The organism is Streptomyces sp. NPDC028289 (assembly GCF_055565975.1).
The window spans coordinates 44,555-59,858 of record NZ_JBVHTI010000017.1 but is presented as its reverse complement, the minus strand read 5'-3'; the positions used below and the strand labels follow the sequence as shown (position 1 = coordinate 59,858).

Annotated in this window: 13 protein-coding genes and 1 pseudogene; 7 read left to right on the top strand and 7 right to left on the bottom strand. The window is 69.4% G+C overall.

Going from position 1 to position 15,304, the window contains the following annotated elements; genetic code table 11:
- Positions 1-21: 21 nt before the first annotated feature.
- The 4 genes and pseudogenes from ACZ4UV_RS49885 to ACZ4UV_RS49870 all read right to left on the bottom strand — a co-directional run.
- Positions 22-333: pseudogene (locus ACZ4UV_RS49885) on the bottom strand (CoA transferase subunit A); the annotation flags it as partial.
- Positions 334-555: 222 nt separating this feature from the next.
- Positions 556-1,416: a DMT family transporter gene (locus ACZ4UV_RS49880; protein WP_451020153.1), complete on the bottom strand. Its 861-nt coding sequence runs from the start codon at positions 1,414-1,416 to the stop codon at positions 556-558.
- A 53-nt stretch (positions 1,417-1,469) separates the two neighbouring features.
- Positions 1,470-1,841 carry an SsgA family sporulation/cell division regulator gene (locus tag ACZ4UV_RS49875; protein ID WP_467849083.1) on the bottom strand — a complete coding sequence of 124 codons (372 nt, stop codon included), beginning with the start codon at positions 1,839-1,841 and terminating at the stop codon, positions 1,470-1,472.
- Positions 1,842-1,902: 61 nt separating this feature from the next.
- The gene (locus tag ACZ4UV_RS49870) at positions 1,903-2,745 is read right to left on the bottom strand and encodes a sigma-70 family RNA polymerase sigma factor (RefSeq protein WP_451020151.1); all 843 of its coding nucleotides are present in this window, start codon (positions 2,743-2,745) and stop codon (positions 1,903-1,905) included.
- Positions 2,746-2,973: 228 nt separating this feature from the next.
- On the opposite strand from ACZ4UV_RS49870, the gene ACZ4UV_RS49865 reads away from it, so the two are divergent.
- From ACZ4UV_RS49865 to ACZ4UV_RS49850, 4 genes are all read left to right on the top strand, one after another.
- A complete protein-coding gene (locus ACZ4UV_RS49865; RefSeq protein ID WP_467849078.1) occupies positions 2,974-4,296 on the top strand; it encodes a maleylacetate reductase in 1,323 nt (440 codons plus the stop codon).
- Positions 4,289-5,158: a dioxygenase family protein gene (locus ACZ4UV_RS49860; protein ID WP_451020149.1), complete on the top strand. Its 870-nt coding sequence runs from the start codon at positions 4,289-4,291 to the stop codon at positions 5,156-5,158. Before ACZ4UV_RS49865 ends, ACZ4UV_RS49860 begins: the two co-directional genes overlap by 8 nt.
- A 106-nt stretch (positions 5,159-5,264) precedes the next feature.
- A complete protein-coding gene (locus ACZ4UV_RS49855) occupies positions 5,265-5,753 on the top strand; it encodes a flavin reductase family protein (protein ID WP_451020148.1) in 489 nt (162 codons plus the stop codon).
- Positions 5,754-5,887: 134 nt separating this feature from the next.
- On the top strand, positions 5,888-8,107 hold the full coding sequence (locus tag ACZ4UV_RS49850; protein WP_467849072.1) for a winged helix-turn-helix domain-containing protein: 2,220 nt from the start codon (positions 5,888-5,890) through the stop codon (positions 8,105-8,107).
- A gap of 19 nt (positions 8,108-8,126) precedes the next feature.
- Here the strand turns inward: ACZ4UV_RS49850 and ACZ4UV_RS49845 are convergent, their stop codons facing one another.
- Entirely contained in the window at positions 8,127-9,662 is a 1,536-nt protein-coding gene (locus tag ACZ4UV_RS49845) for a 4-hydroxyphenylacetate 3-hydroxylase family protein (RefSeq protein WP_451008874.1), read from the bottom strand.
- Positions 9,663-9,819: 157 nt separating this feature from the next.
- Between ACZ4UV_RS49845 and ACZ4UV_RS49840 the strand changes: the two genes are divergently transcribed.
- The 3 genes from ACZ4UV_RS49840 to ACZ4UV_RS49830 all read left to right on the top strand — a co-directional run bounded on the left by ACZ4UV_RS49840 (position 9,820) and on the right by ACZ4UV_RS49830 (position 13,996).
- Positions 9,820-12,672 carry a helix-turn-helix transcriptional regulator gene (locus ACZ4UV_RS49840; protein ID WP_451021810.1) on the top strand — a complete coding sequence of 951 codons (2,853 nt, stop codon included), beginning with the start codon at positions 9,820-9,822 and terminating at the stop codon, positions 12,670-12,672.
- A 377-nt stretch (positions 12,673-13,049) separates the two neighbouring features.
- Positions 13,050-13,373, top strand: coding sequence for a hypothetical protein (locus ACZ4UV_RS49835; RefSeq protein ID WP_467849066.1), 324 nt, complete (start codon positions 13,050-13,052; stop codon positions 13,371-13,373).
- 32 nt (positions 13,374-13,405) lie between these two features.
- A complete protein-coding gene (locus ACZ4UV_RS49830) occupies positions 13,406-13,996 on the top strand; it encodes a malonic semialdehyde reductase (protein WP_467849062.1) in 591 nt (196 codons plus the stop codon).
- Between the two features lie 37 nt (positions 13,997-14,033).
- Here ACZ4UV_RS49830 and ACZ4UV_RS49825 read toward each other — a convergent pair whose 3' ends face one another.
- Both ACZ4UV_RS49825 and ACZ4UV_RS49820 read right to left on the bottom strand, forming a co-directional pair.
- Positions 14,034-14,549: a hypothetical protein gene (locus tag ACZ4UV_RS49825; protein ID WP_451021807.1), complete on the bottom strand. Its 516-nt coding sequence runs from the start codon at positions 14,547-14,549 to the stop codon at positions 14,034-14,036.
- Positions 14,550-14,689: 140 nt separating this feature from the next.
- Positions 14,690-14,968, bottom strand: coding sequence for a hypothetical protein (locus tag ACZ4UV_RS49820; RefSeq protein ID WP_467849056.1), 279 nt, complete (start codon positions 14,966-14,968; stop codon positions 14,690-14,692).
- Positions 14,969-15,304: the final 336 nt, after the last annotated feature.

The window sequence follows — 15,304 nt, the reverse complement described above, 5'->3', positions numbered from 1 at the left end:
GGGATGCCCGCGCAGCCGTTCGGCGAGCGTGCCCTGCGGGATCAGCTCCACCTCCAGCTCACCGGACAGGTACTGCCGCGCGAACTCCTTGTTCGCCCCGACATACGATCCTGTCACCCGTCCGATCCGGCCCGCCGAGAGCAGTACCGCCAGGCCCGAATCCATTGCCCCGCAGTTGTTCGAGACGACCGACAGCCCGCCGACGCCTCGCTCGAACAGGGCCTGGATCAGCACGTTCGGCACACCACTCAATCCGAACCCGCCCACGGCCAACGAGGCTCCATCCGGCACATCCGCCACGGCCTCCGGGGCCGTATTGGCCAATTTCCCCATATTTTTCGGATCTTTAGATGCTCGCGTGAATTCTGTGTCCATCGCGGAGTGTTTTATGCCGCCGACATGTCCGCCCGATGTGCATTCAGCCTGCCGGGGCCGTCCGCTGAGACGTGGTTCCACGGTCCGATGCCACGGCGCGCTTGGCCATCCCGCAGATCGGCGATATTGGCTGCGATTCAAGGGTTGTGCCGTCGGCCGCTCTCGCACGAATCGGGTATTTCACATTCCTGCGGGAACGAGATGCTGACGTGACAGGCGGGCGACCCCGTACGCCACCAGCGCGAGCCCGAGCACCTGGAGGGGCAGCCACCAGCCACCACGCAGTCTTTCCCCGTAGAGGGTGACGCCGAGCGCCAGGCTCACCAGGGTGTCCCCGAGGGTCAGGGCAGGCTGGGAGGCGACCAGCGGTCCGGACTGCATGGCGTTCTCCAGCAGGAACAGGGCGCACACGCCGAGGGCTGCGAACGCATAGGTCTGCCATGTGGTGAAGAAGGCACCCGTACCCCGGCGGCCGAGGGCGGCGGTCGAGGACTTCATGAGCGCGGCAGTGAGGGAGTAGGAGACGGCGGCGGCCAGGCCCATGCACGCGGCGCGCGCCGCGCCGTTGGGCAGCCTGACCGCGACGCTGCACAGCACCACCACGGCGAGCAGGCAGCAGGTCAGTACCGCTGTCCACCGGGCCGCGGGGATCCCGAGAGTGCCACCGGTCGGCGCGGCCGCGAACAACGCCAGGCCCAGGCCGCCCCCGATACTGCCGACGGGCACCCAGCCGGCCCGGGGCAACGGGCGCCCGCAGACGATGCTCGCGAGCAGCAGCACGAACGGCAACTCCAGCATGAAGAGCGGCTGTACGACCGCCAGGGCGCCGGTGGCCAACGCGGCGCCCTGGAAGATCGCCGAGAGGGCGACCCCACCTATGCCGAGCAGCCAGACCGGTGTGCGCAGCAGGTCCCACATCAGGCCGATGCGCAGACTGCTGGACTGTGGGACGACGGTGGCGGCCCGGCGCTGCATCACGGTTCCCAGTGCGTTGGTTGCCGCTGCGAGCAGAGCGAAGATCGGCGACAGCACGGTCATCATCGTGGTCTCCTGTCCCGAGATCGCTGTGATCGATGATCGATCGTGGGTGTGGGTCAGTGCTCTGCGAGAAGATGCATCAGTTGAGCGTCCAGGTCGACATGCACGTGCTCGGTGCCGGATGACACCACCGCATCGGTGCGTTGCAGGAACTCCGCCACCACCGGCCAGGGGAACATGAGGTCCGCCCGAACTGTGGGCGGCGTGAGGACGATCTGCACCATGTGCTGTCCCTGGTGCCAAGCAGGGCGCAGGCGGACGTCGCCGATACCGACTGGCTGGAGCAGCCCCTCTCTCAGGAGCTCACGGGCGAAGAACCACTCGACCGCCCGGTCACCGCCGAGGCGGAAGGTCGCACGGACCGCGTAGGGATCGTCGGGACGATAGCCCAGTCGCGTGGACACGGGCACCGCCGAGCCGTCCGGCATGACGAGGAGTGCACATAGCTCGGCATCGACGGCACCGGTGCTGGGTCTCGGCATCTCTTCCTCACTCACTCGGTACGGGAGTCGAGCCCTCCGGCCCGGGGCTGTCCCGGACACCGGGCCGGAGGGCTGTCAACGGGTGTTCCATGCGCTCTTGGAACACCGCTGCCCCCTGCGTGCATCCCGCCTTCCGCCGCCGTCCCGGGTGACCTCGCTCACCAGCCCGTGGTGCGGACCCACTGCCTCGAACGTGGCCCGCCGGGACGAGACGGTGCTCCTGGGCATAGCCCTCCAGCATTGAGCGCAGCCGTCGGTGACCTCGGTGCAGTCGGGACAGCACGGTGCCGACGGGAGTCTGCATGATGTCGGCGATCTCACGGGTGGTGAAGCCCTCGACGTCGAAGAGGTACACCGCCGTTCGGAAGTATTCCGGGACGGCTTGCAGCGCCGCCTTGACGTCCGAGTCGGGCAGGTGGTCGAGCGCCTCGGCCTCGGCGGAGCGCAGTCCCGACGAGGTGTGCGAGGCCGCGCGGGCGATCTGCCAGTCCTCGATCGCCGTCGTGTCGTCGCGTTGCGGCCGCCTGCGTTGACTGCGGCGGTAGTTGAGGAACGTGGTGGTGAGGATGCGGTACAGCCAGGCCCTGAGATTCGTGCCCTCGCGGAACTGGTGGAACGAGGCGTAGGCCCGGGCGTACGTCTCCTGCAGCAGGTCCTCGGCGTCGGTCGGACTGCCGGTCATCCGCACGGCGGCCGCGAAAAGCCGGTCACGGTGTACCAGTGCCGGTTCGAAGCGGGCCTGCATGTCGTGGTCCGCCACGGCCTTCGCGTCCTCATCGGTCTTCCCCGTCGCCGCCGGACTCAGCGGGATGTCGGGGTCGGCCTCGCAGTCGGGTCCGGTTCCGGTCATGGTGCCTCCTGGGGTGGGGACGACGGCCGGATCTCAGCCGTCGATCAGGTGCGCGCCGGACCGGTCCGCACCTGGTCCGGGAGACGCACGGACAGCGGCCGTATTCCTGGGTTCGGCGCCCCCCGACCTGAACCCTCGCCGCTCGTGAATGCGGACCCCTCGGACGCCGTTCCGGTGACCTCGACCGGCATATCCGCCTGACAGAGGTCCGGATCCACGATCCAGCCCATGGACACCCACCGCATCGCGCAGACGAGTGATGTCCGTCGAGAGCCGGAGGCCCCGGGCGCGGAGCCTGTCGCACGAACAAGGTATTTCAACGCCGGTGCCCGTTATCCCTCGCGGATTACGTTGACCCCCCTCACTCAGGCATCGAAAGTCTTGGTTCCAAGCAGACGGCGGGACCGGGGAATTCTCATGAAGACATTCGTGCATCGGGGACAGATCACCAAGGTGGTCTTCGGCAGCGGTACGCGCAGCCGTATCCCTGAAGAGGCTGATGCCCTCGGATGCCGTCGGGTGCTCATCCTGTGCACACCTGGTCAAGCGGGCCAGGCAGTGAAGGTACACGACGTACTGGGTACGGCGGCGGTGGGAACTTTCACGGAAGCGGCTCCGCACACCCCCGTCGAGGTCACGGAGAAGGCGGTCGCGTATGCCAGAACCGTGGGAGCGGACTCGGTGCTCGCCATCGGCGGTGGCTCGACGATCGGCCTCGGCAAGGCGATCGCTCTGCGGACCGGGCTGCCACAGCTGGCGTTGCCCACCACCTACGCCGGCTCGGAGATGACGCCGATCCTCGGAGAGACCGAAGGGCGCCGGAAGACGACCCGCCGGCTGCCGGAAGTGCTGCCGAAGACCGTGGTGTACGACGTCGACCTGACGTTCACGTTTCCCGCGGCGGCATCGGTGGTCAGCGGCATCAACGCGATGGCGCACGCGGTGGAGGCCCTCTACGCACAGGACCGGGACCCGCTCGCCTTCCTGATGGCCGGTGAAGCGCTCGAATCCCTCATCCGCTCCCTCCCGGTCGTCGTACAACGTCCGGACGACGGCGAGGCGCGGGCCGATGCCCTGTACGGGGCGTGGCTGGCGGGCACGTGCCTCGGCACGGTGGGCATGGCCCTGCATCACAAGGTGTGCCACGTCCTGGGTGGCACGTTCGGGCTTCCGCACGCCGAAACCCACACGGTCGTGCTGCCGCACGTGCTCGCCTACAACGCACCGGCGGCGCCCGAGGCCATGGCACGCATCGCAAGGGCGCTGTCGGCGGCCGACGCCGCGAAGGGACTCTTCGACTTCGCGGGACGGCTCGGCGCCCCCAGGGCGCTGCGGGACCTCGGCATGCCGGAATCGGGCATCGAGCAGGCGGCCGAACTCATCGTGCGGGACGGCTACTGGAACCCGCGACCAGTCGAACGGACGCCGGTACGCGCCCTCTTGGCCCGCGCCTGGGCCGGACAGCCGCCGTGCACGTCATCCGGCGACGGACATCCCCGGACCGAGTCCGCGGTCCACCACTCCACCACCATGGGAGCGCGTCATGCGTGATCTGACCAGCGACACCATCACCGAGGCCGTGATCTCGACCATGCGGGACACCAAGGACTCCCGCGTCGCCGAGATCCTGGAATCACTGGTGCGGCACCTGCACGCGTTCGTCCGTGACGTCGAACTGACGGAGGACGAATGGGCCCGGGGAGTGGACTTCCTGACGCGCACCGGGCAGAGGTGCACCCCGACGCGTCAGGAGTTCATCCTGCTGTCCGACGTGCTCGGCGTCACCATGCTGGTCGACGCCCTGAGCAACCGACGCCCCAGCCAGGCCACGCAGAACAGCGTGCTGGGCCCGTACTTCAGGGAGGACAGGCCGCAGCAGGCCGACGCCGCAGACATCTCCGGGGGTCTGTCCGGTACCCCGCTGTTCTTCGAGGGACGGGTCGTGGACCACGAGGGAGCGCCGGTGGCCGACGCGGCGGTGGACGTCTGGCACAGCGACTCGGACGGCCACTACGACATGGAGGTGCCCGGCCTGGACGAGCCGGCCATGCGCGCGCTGTTCCGCACCGACGAGACGGGGCACTTCGCTTTCCGTTCCATCCGCCCGTCCAGCTACCCGATACCCGGTGACGGCCCGGTCGGCGAACTCATGAGCGCGACCAGCAGGTCGCTCATGCGTCCCGCCCATGTGCACCTGCTGATCGAAGCACCGGGATTCCAGCGCGTGACCACCATGCTGTTCCCCTCGGACGACCCGCACCTGGACACCGATCCGGTGTTCGGCGTCAAGGAGTCGCTGGTCGACCGCTACGACACCTACCCGGCCGAGGCCGGGCCCTGCCGGGGCATGACCGACGTGCCGTACACCCTACTGCGCCACACCTTCGTCCTCGAACCCTGCGTCACGGACTGATCCTCACGGCGTCACCACGACGGGAGCCGGTCATCCACGAGGACGGCCGACGTCGAACACTCCATCACACCGCGGGGTTCAGCCCCGAATTCACGGAGGTCCTCAAATGAGTGAAACCCTTGATGTCGTCTTCGGGTTCCGAGCCACGATGAGCCGGCTCGCCACGGGTGTCAGCGTGATCACCACATGCTCGGGCAGTACGCCCATCGGCATGACGGCGAGCGCCGTCTCCGCGCTGTCGCTGGAGCCGCTCCAACTGCTCGTGTGCATCGGCAACCAGCTCTACACGCGGACCGCGATCGCGGAGCACGGCCGCTTCGCCGTCAACGTCCTCGGCGAGGACAGCGAGCACCTCGCGCGGAACTTCGCCGTTTCCAAGCCGGACAAGTTCGCGGGTGTGGAGACCATCGACGACCACGGCGTGCCGGTGCTGAAGGACGCCATCGCGGCTGTCGTGTGCGACGTCGCCGCGGCGCTGCCCGGCGGCGATCACACCATATTCGTGGGCGACGTCCGTCACTTCGAACACCGGATGGAAGGCCGGCCGCTGCTCCACTTCGGCGGAGACTTCGGCACGCTCAGGGTCCCCTGCTAGCGCGGGTGACAGCGGCCCGACGAAGGCTGCCGTATCCCTGCCCCGGTCCACTACGGCCCCCGGCGTCCGGCTCTTGCAGGCGAGCCACGGACGCCGGGGGCTCCAACGGTCCTGACGACTCCACCGAAGGTGCCATGACCAGTTCCGTGCCGACCTTCAAGCTGCGTCCTGGGGACCAGCCCCCGCACCAGCTGACCCGCCCCCGGCTGCTGCGCCGGCTGGACGCGTCGACCGAGCCCGTGGTGGTGGTCTCCGCGCCCGCCGGTGCCGGAAAGACGGTGCTCCTGACCGAGTGGTCGCGAAGCCTCGCAACTCGTGGCGCGTGCGCCTGGCTCGGCCTGGACGCGTACGACAACGCCCCGGGCCGGCTCTGGGCCGGCATCCTGCGGGCGTTGCAGCACGTACGGCCGGAACTGCCCGTCCGCCCCCACAGCGGCGAGTGGACACTCGAAGCGTGGCTCGAGGAGATCCTGCCGAGCCTCCTGAGCGGACTGGACGGACAGGGACCGCTCGCGCTGATCCTCGACGGAGTGGAATCGATCACGGACGTCGACGCGGTCCGCAGCCTTTCGGACTTCCTGACAAGGCTTCCGCAGGGCTTTCGCGTCGTTCTGTCGACCCGTCACGTTCCGGGTGGACCCGTACCCACCCTGCGCGCCCGGGGCGTGATCGCCGAACTCGACCGGCACGACCTGGCCTTCACCCCCGAGGAGGCTCAGGCCGTGCTCACCGATCTGCTCGGGTCCGCTCCGGCCCCGGACACGTTGAGCGCGGTGTACGAGACCACCGAGGGGTGGGCGGCGGCGCTGTGCATCATGGGCCGTACCCTCGCTCGCTCGTCGGACGACGCCGACACGGCGGCCGACCTGGCCCGCGGCAGGCGAGCGGTCAACGAGTACCTGGCCACCGAGGTGCTCCACCGGCTCACCACCGAGCAGCGCGAGTTCCTGCTCCGTACCAGTGTGCTCGACGAGTTGAGTGCCGGGCCGTGCCGAGCGCTCGCCGGGGACCGGGCGGGCGTACTGCTGCGCGAGCTCGCACGGACCGTCCAACTGCTCGTACCCGTGGCCGCCGATCCCTCGGCATACCGGCGTCACCGCGCACTGTCCGCGCTGCTCCGCGACCTTCTCGGATCCGAAGGGCGAGAGACCGCCGTGTCGTTGCACCGGACGGCGGCTCGGTGGTACTCACGGCAGGGCGAGACGACCGCGGCCGTACGGCACTGGGTGCGCGGCGGTGACGAGGCCGCCGCCGTCGCGTCGATACTCCACGGCTGGGAACAGGCGATCTCGGCAGGCCGCGGTCGGGAGGTCAGACAATGGCTGGAGCTCTTGCCGCTCCGCACGGTCGCCGCCGACGCAAGACTGTGCGTCGTGGCGGCGATGGCGGCCCTGTCGGGGGGTGCTCCGGAAACGGCCCGGCGCTGGCTGGACGTGGTCCGGCTCAGAGGGCCGGGAGCGGAGAAGGTCGGCGAAGGCAGCACGGTGTCCGATGCGGCGGCCGTCGCCCGGGCAGTGGCCTGCTGGCTGCAGGGGGAGGTCCTGACCGGCGACCGTCTCGCCGAAACCGTCTTCGCCGGCACCGTCCCGTTGACTTCCTGGCGTGCCCTGGCCTGTACGGCCCGCGGTACCGCTCTGCTGTGGACCTCCCGGTACGCGGAGGCCGAGGCGCTGCTCGGCGAGGCGACCCGTGACGCGCATGCCGCCGGGCACGGCCTGACGCTCGTCCGCGCGCTGGGGCTGCGGGCGCTGTGCGCCCTGTTGGCCGGACGCCATGAGCCGGCGCGCATGCTGAGCGACGAAGCCCTGGACGCGGCCGGGACGGCCGGGCTGGAGCGGCACTTCGTCGCGGCGCCCGCCTACATCGGCAGGGCCGGCCTGCTCCTCGATGAGGGACGGGCCGACGAGGCCGAACGGACCCTGGCCGATGCGGAAGCGGCGCTCGCGGACTCGTCCAGGACAGGAAGCGAACCCCAGATGCACGCCTTGTATCACGGCACACGGGCACGACTTGCCACTGCGCGACGCGACGCGGACGCCGCGCGGGAAGCCCGTGAGGCGGCCGAGCGGGCAGCGGCCCGGTGCGAGTCACCAGGAGTGCTCACGGATCTGCTCGGGGGAGTCGGGGAGGACACCGTCGTGCCGCTCCTCGTGTCCGGCCCCCAGGAGCTGTCGCTCGGCGAGCGCCGGGTGCTCCGCGCCCTGTGCGGTCCGCTGACACTGCGTGAGATCGCCGCCGAGTTCTATGTGTCCCACAACACCGTCAAGACACAGGTACGGGCGGTCTTCCGCAAACTCGGTGCGCACGACCGGAGCGCAGCGGTCGCCAGGGCCCGGGAGTGCGGCATGCTCTGACCCGGGCCCCGGCATCCTGCTACGAGGCGTTCTGACGAGAGGCGTCCTGACGTCGGGCGTAGTCCGCCTGGGCCAGGTACGCGGTCTCCTGCTCCCCGTCGTTGCTCACGCTCTCGATGCCGCAGACCTTGCGCGCGAGGTCCGCCATGCTGCCGGTGGGGGACATCTCGGCACGTTTCATCGTGAGGCTTCGGATGGCCAGCAGGGGCGTGCCGTTGAAGTTCTCGAAGGTGCTGATGCGGTCGCCCCAGTCGGACAGGAACATGTCGCGGATCACCCGGCTGATCTTCAGCCGGTCGTGCGGCCTGCCGACCGGTCCGGTCTGCAGCGCCGTCAGCCACGGCCGCAGTTCGGGCCGCTCCCACTGCCCCTCGGTGGGATAGATGAGCGCGGCACGACCGGACAGGTCGATGAGCTCGTGGGTCAGGTCGGTGATGTGCTCGATGTAGTACGCCCGCCCGAAGTCGAACATCAGGACGTTCGGCTTGTAGATGCCGCCGGGAGTGAAGAAGCCTTCGTCCTCCGAGGCGATCACATGCGCCTTGAGCGTCTGGAGGAAGCCGGCGAACCGGGCGATCCGCGCCTGGACGGGCGGCAGTTGGTAGGTGCCGATGTGCTCGGTGATCAGCAGGGCCAGACCGAGCATCAGCTCGGCCTTGACCATGGCACGCACCAGCGAGTGGTAGTGCAACCAGTCGAAGACGCGCTGCGGGTACAGCGAGGCGTGCTCGGGGTTGCCGATGTGGAAGACCCGGTTCCAGGGGATGAGCACGTCCTCGAACACGATGATGCTGTCCAGCTCGTCACCCTGCGAGGCGAGCGGGTGCTCCACCTCCTCGCCGTCGCGGACGTTGCTCTCGCGGCAGATGATGGTGACCCCGGGGGTGTTGGGCTTCACCGCCCCGTAGATGATCTGCTCCGACACGATGCCGGGGCGGTAGAAGACGCCGATGTGGATCCAGTCCCCGAAGGCCGCGCCGGTGCTGATCGACTTCACACCCCGCACGGTGATGCCCTCGTCCGAGGTGGCGACCACCCGCAGTGCGGGGGAGATGGCCTGTGCGGAATCGCGCGAGCGGTCCGCCTGCGGGTCGACGAAGGCCGGCGTCGCGTTGAGGTCGCCGTCCCGCATCACGTTCCAGAAGTCGAGGATCCCACCGGTGAGGTCCCGCCCGTCGGTCCCGACGGACTGGCTGCTCCAGGGCTCGGGGTCGTCGACGTAGGTCAGCAGGACGTAGTTGTTGACGTCCGGCGTGCGCGGGATCGCACCGCCGCCCAGTTCCCGCTGCACCGTCTCCAGGTAGCGCCGCTTGCGCAGCAGGTCCTCCTTGGAGCGGTGCTGGAACCATGTCATGGACCGCCGGACACCGTCCTCGTCCAGGAACGTCATGACGTCCTGGAGGTCGGGACGGTGGTGCAGGTCGTAGAAGTCCGCGATGCTCCGGGCGTACGCCCTGGTCTTGGGGTGCGTGGACACGTCGTCGACGAGTTCGTCACCCACCCACACCGTGCGGCCGTCGTTCAGTGCCGCGAGGTATTCCTTGCCTGTACGCACGTCGTGCTCCTCTCGGGGGCAAGAGATCTGGACGCCTCGAAGGATGTGTCGTGGCGGGGTGAGCGGACGGCACGGAACCGGCAATCACCCGGGTGAAAGCGCCGGGCACACATGAACCGGCGTTGAGGGCGATGTGGCCGTGCGGCATGCTGGCCCCATGCGCAGCACAGACCCCGTGGGTGACCGGCCCAGTGGGCGTGGGCACCGGGCCGTGAACGGCCTTCGCTTCAGGGGACGGGGCCGCGAGATGGCGGCAGTCCGTGAGGCCCTGGACGCGGTGCGTGGCGGGCGGGGTGCCTGCGTCGTCGTGGAAGGCGCACCCGGCGTCGGCAAGAGCCGGCTGCTGGCGGAGCTGGACGAGATGGCACGGCGGTCCGGGTTCGACGTGGTGTCCGTACGGGCCGACGAACTCGACCAGTACGCCGCCGGAGCCGCCCTGCAGTCCGCCCTGCAGTTCTCCGACGGTTCCGAACGAGCGGCCGCGGCCACCGACGATCAGAGGCTGTGGCTGCTGGACAGCATCACGGACGCTCTCGAGGAGCGTGCCCAGCGCGCCCCGGTGGCCGTGCTGGTGGACGATGCGCAGTGGGCGGATCCGGCCACGCTCCTGGTGCTGCGCACCCTGCCCCGGCGACTGGCGGCTTCGCGGATCCTGTGGGTGCTGGCGGTACGGTCGGAGACCGAGCGGCCGACCGTTGCCAGGGTGCGGGAGGACCTCGAACGCCTCGGAGCCAGGTGGCTGACCCTCGGTCCCCTGCCGCAGCAGGAGCTGCAGCACATCGCGGCCGACGTCCTCGGGGCGAAACCGTCACCCGGTCTGGCCCGGCTCCTGCGGGGCGTCGGGGGCAATCCGTTCCTGGCGATCGAACTGGTGCGCGCCTTCGTCGACACGGACGCTGTCAAAGTGGAGGCGGGCGTGGCGAGCCTGCACGACGGCATCCCCGTCGGTTTCCGGCGGAGCGTCGCCGCGCGTCTGGACCGGCTCCCGGAGGATGCCGTGCGCCTCCTCCAGATCGGGTCCGTCCTCGGCCGGGAGTTCGACCTCGGTACGGCCGCCCGCATGCTCGGCAGGCAGGTCGGCAGCCTGCTGTCGGGCGTCGAGGCGGCCCTGAACGCCGGTCTGCTCTCCGGCGACGGGCCGCGACTGGCGTTCCGCCACGACCTCATGCGGCAGGCCGTCCACGAGAATCTGGCGCCGGCCGTACGGACCGCTCTGCACCGGGAGGCCGCCGACATTCTCCGGGGCATCGGGGCACGATCGGCCGAGGTGGCCTGGCACGTCGTCCTGTCGGGCGGCCCGGTCGACGACGACGCCGTGACCACATTGACCACCGCGGTACGGGAACTGTCCTCGTCGGCCCCTGACGCGGCCGCGGACCTGGCTCAGCAGATCGCCGGACTGCTGCCCCTGCACGACCGGCGGCGCATCGCCCTGCTGACCGACGCCGCGGAGTACCTCGGCCGGACCCGCCGGGTCTACCAGGCGCTCGACCTGGTCGACGCGACCCTGTCGGACCGGCTGGAGCCGGTGCAGGAGGCGCGTCTGCGCCTGGTGGCTGCCGAGATCCACCAGGCCGCGGGCGACGACGCCGCAGCGATGACACACCTCCAGCAGGCTCTGGTCCTTCCCGGGCTGCCGACTGACCTGCGAATCAGGCTGCTGAAGACCAAGGCGACGGGCCACGTGTACCTTGGGGACATCACCGCTGCCGAGCAGACCGACATCGGACTGGTCGAGGCCTCCTACCGCAGCGAGGACCCGGCCGTCGTCGTCAGCGCCATGGTGTTCCAGTCGCAGACGTTCTTCTACCGTGGGCGCCTGGCCCGCGCCCTTGAGCTCGCCGAGGAGGCCACGGCACGCGCCGCCGGCACGGAGTCCGGCGTACTCTACCTGCGGCCTCCGCGGATTCCCGCGCTGTGGCTGGCCACGGTGCTGACCGCCACCGACCGGCTCGCGGACACCGAGCGGGTGCTGCGGGAGGGCCAGCGCGAAGCGGAGACGCTGGGCCTGGGCTGGTCGCTTCCCCACTGGCATGCGAGCCGTGCCTGCGCGCTTTTCGAACAGGGGGCGCTGGACGACGCGGCCGTGGAGGCCGAGTCCAGTCTGATGGTGGCCGACGAACTCGAGATCACCCAACCGAATCCGCAGGCCCGCTCCGTCCTGGCATTGGTGGAGATCAGACGCGGTGACCTCGCCAAAGCCAGGAACCATCTCCGCGCCGCCGAAGCCGGATCCGGCACGAGCACCCAGCGGTTCGGCCTGTGGGTGTCGCTCGCACGCGCCTGCCTGGCCGACTCGGAGGGCCGGGACACCGCAGCGGCAGCGGCGATGGGCGGCAGCTTCACGGACGCCGAGCCGGCTCGCCTGCTTGCGGTGCCGCCGTCCCACTGGCCCGGGATCGTGCGCATGGCGCTCCGCGGCGAGGACCCCTCGCTCGCGCAGGCCGTGTCCGGCGCATTGCGCACCCTGGCCGCACAGGACGGCGGCCAGCAGATCGTCGGGACGGTCCGCGCTCATGTGGACGGCCTGCTCCACCACGACCGGGGCGCACTGGCGTCCGCCGTCACCGGTTACCGGAGCACCGGCAGGCGGCTGGCCCTGGCCGCGGTCTGCGAGGACCTCGGGGACTGCGTGGCCGCGTCGGGCGACAGCATGTCGGCGATCCCGTATTTCGAAGAGGCGGGTGAGCTGGCGTCGGCATGCGGAGCCCTGCGCGATCACGAACGGATCATGCGGCGCCTCAGACAGCTCGGCGTGCGCACAGCTGCCCCACGGCACCACACGACCGGCGCAGCGGGATGGGAGAGCCTGACCGAATCCGAGCGGAAGCTCATCCCGCTCGTCGTGGAGGGCCTCACCAACCGGGCCGTCGCCGACCGGCTCTACGTGTCCGTGCATACCGTCAACACGCATATGAAGCACATCTTCACCAAGCTCGGCATCAACACACGAGTCGAACTGACCCGGCTGGCGATCGAACGGGGCGGCATCGCCGACGGGGCGGACTGAGCGACGCCGGCGGCGGGGCGCGGCGGCGAGGATCCCGTGAATGGGCGATGCAGGCGGCTGACGTACGGGTGATCCTGGTCGCGACGGCGCCACAGGCACGGTGCCGTCAGCGACCCGATCACATGCGGACGGCTGAGCCCGGAGACCGACCGGGTCGTTCCCCTGGCGCAGACCGGGCCGCGTACCAGACGCTCGAGAAGGAGTACCGGCGTGGGAGGACTTTCCCCCGTGTCGCGGACGGATGGTCAACCGCGGCCCGGGTCGGTCGGCACCGGCGCGGTCGCCGGACGCGGATACCGCGGCCAGCTCCGTGCAGCCGTGGCCGCGAGCGCGGCCCCGCACGGAGATACACCCTGGCGCTGTGGACCGCCACCGCCATGACGTCGTCCGATCGGGGCGCCCCAGGGACGGGCGAAGTCCTGGCACTCCTCGCCGGTGCGACGCTCGCCTTCGTCGGGCTGGGTGCCGTCGCGTACGGCGGCTCCCCCATGAAGCCGGAGAGATCCGCCCCGGCCGGCACGTGGATATGGGCCGCCTTCCATCTGCCCATGGCGGCTCTCGCTGCGCTGGTCAGCCTGTTGCTCGCATCGTGCTGTTCGGGTCCCCTCCTGTGGGGGCTCGTCGGGACGACCACGACGGCTGTCTATCTGCTCGCTGTCAGCGCCCAGTTCCTCTGTTTCTCAGTTCGCCGAACCACCTAGATGCCAAAGCCGCACACAGTAAGAGGTTCACCATGTCACTCGCACTCGACCCCGCAGCCCAGGACCTTCTGTTCCGGGAGGCTCGTACCGCCAACACCTTCACCGACGACCCGGTGGCGGACGATCAGGTGAAGGCCATCTACGAACTGGTCAAGTACGGTCCCACCAGCATGAACCAGCAGCCCCTGCGGATCGTGCTGGTTCGTTCCGCCGAGGCGCGTGAACGCCTGACCGGACACCTGTCCGAGGGAAACCGTAAGAAGACCGTGGCCGCCCCTCTCGTCGCCGTCCTCGCCGCGGACAATGAGTTCCATGAGGAACTGCCGAGCCAGTTCCCCCACTTCCCGCAGGCAAGGGATCTCTTCGCCGAGCGTGCGGTGCGTGAGCGTTCCGCAACGCTCAATGCGCTCCTCCAGGTCGGCTACTTCATCATCGGCGTCCGCGCGGCCGGCCTGGCCGCGGGACCGATGACCGGCTTCGACGCCGAGGGCATCGACAAGGAGTTCTTCAGCGGCGGCGAGCATTCGGTTCTCGCCGTCGTCAACATCGGCAGGCCGGGCGAGAATGCCTGGTTCCCGCGCTCCCCACGCCTGACGTACGCCCAAGTGGTCACGACCGTCTGATCCACTGCCAGGCATCTGAGCTCCGGAACCCCTCCGGTCATCCACGCGTCCGCAGGCCCGGGGGGATGGTCTCCCCCTCCGGGACCGGTTCCGTCCGGCTCCCGGCGGTGTCGCCGATGGCGGTGTGCACGGGCGGCCATGGCAGCAGGGCGATCAGGGAGTGGGCCCGGTGGATGAGGAAGGCGGCGAGCGGCAGTTCGGTGGCCAGGGCAAGGCCCCCCGCCATCCAGACGTCCTCAGTTCCGACATCGAGCGAGATGTCGAACCAGGTGTCGCAGATCAGCAGGACTGCTGTGGCGTGCGCGTACAGAATGACCGAACGGCTGCGCCGCCAGGCCAGGAACGCCGTGGACGCCAACGCCATGATGAGCAGCACGTCGAATCCGACCCAGGTCAGGCGCCACTCGTGCACGTGGTGGGACGACGGCAGCGTCAGACCCAGCATCACGGTCCAGGGTATGAGACAGGCGGCGCACGTGGCGAGCAGCTCAGCGGTGTGCCTCCTGCGGCGGTCCGGCGCGAGGCCGCGGTGGCCGGTATGTTCCTTGGTCACTTGCGGTCCGTCCTCGCGCACTTCCTCCGACACCGGCAGGTTTCCCGGATTCCACATGGGCACAGCCGTAACGTCGTTCCGGATATTCCCGCGGTGTGCCACCGAACTTCTCAGGCCGCGGGCGATGCCGGTGTCACCCACTACGGGCGTGCCAACCCGAACGTCTCCAGCTGCTCCCAGATCCACGGGTAGAAGCGTTCGTACCTGGAACAGTCCCAGACGTGCCCGCGATGTCCGTCGTGGTGCCCACCGACGGCTCCCGTCTCGGCCACCGCACCCGCTCGCGCAGGGACGCGCGCGTCGGCCGGAAGAGCAGCCGCGTTCGCGGAACCCCCGGCGACGAGGAGGGTGACTCCGGCGAATGCCGGAGCGGCGGCGGTGGTCGCTATACGCTGTACGAGCTTGTTCTTGGTGCGCAAAACAATCATTCCTCGGTTTCCGGAGAGTAGAAACCGTCAACGCAGCCAGATTCGATCAGGAAGGTGCGTAGTGCATCGCATGATCTGGTGATTGACTGCTGCCCAGGTGGGGCCGTGCTGCAGGTATGTATTGTGAGCTTGAGTCGAGACTTGGTAGTCACAAGTTTTCTTGACTCGGCGGTCGTCTGCCGAAGAAAAGTGGCACACGAAACCAGATCGGGGTCGGGGGCATGGAGGGCCGGGATGTCCAGGCGCAGTAGCAAAATCGAGTTCGTAGGCTCGCAGGGCGTCCCGCTCGTGGCGCGCCTGGACCTGCCGGAGGGGACGCCTTGGGCG

What these genes read in the sequence shown, in the direction of transcription:
- ACZ4UV_RS49880 (WP_451020153.1), bottom strand. Translation starts at nt 1,416, where the DNA reads ATGATGACCGTGCTGTCGCCGATCTTCGCTCTGCTCGCAGCGGCAACC.
- ACZ4UV_RS49875 (WP_467849083.1), bottom strand. Translation starts at nt 1,841, where the DNA reads ATGCCGGACGGCTCGGCGGTGCCCGTGTCCACGCGACTGGGCTATCGT.
- ACZ4UV_RS49870 (WP_451020151.1), bottom strand. Translation starts at nt 2,745, where the DNA reads ATGACCGGAACCGGACCCGACTGCGAGGCCGACCCCGACATCCCGCTG.
- ACZ4UV_RS49865 (WP_467849078.1), top strand. Translation starts at nt 2,974, where the DNA reads ATGGACACCCACCGCATCGCGCAGACGAGTGATGTCCGTCGAGAGCCG.
- ACZ4UV_RS49860 (WP_451020149.1), top strand. Translation starts at nt 4,289, where the DNA reads ATGCGTGATCTGACCAGCGACACCATCACCGAGGCCGTGATCTCGACC.
- ACZ4UV_RS49855 (WP_451020148.1), top strand. Translation starts at nt 5,265, where the DNA reads ATGAGTGAAACCCTTGATGTCGTCTTCGGGTTCCGAGCCACGATGAGC.
- ACZ4UV_RS49850 (WP_467849072.1), top strand. Translation starts at nt 5,888, where the DNA reads ATGACCAGTTCCGTGCCGACCTTCAAGCTGCGTCCTGGGGACCAGCCC.
- ACZ4UV_RS49840 (WP_451021810.1), top strand. Translation starts at nt 9,820, where the DNA reads ATGCGCAGCACAGACCCCGTGGGTGACCGGCCCAGTGGGCGTGGGCAC.
- ACZ4UV_RS49835 (WP_467849066.1), top strand. Translation starts at nt 13,050, where the DNA reads ATGACGTCGTCCGATCGGGGCGCCCCAGGGACGGGCGAAGTCCTGGCA.
- ACZ4UV_RS49830 (WP_467849062.1), top strand. Translation starts at nt 13,406, where the DNA reads ATGTCACTCGCACTCGACCCCGCAGCCCAGGACCTTCTGTTCCGGGAG.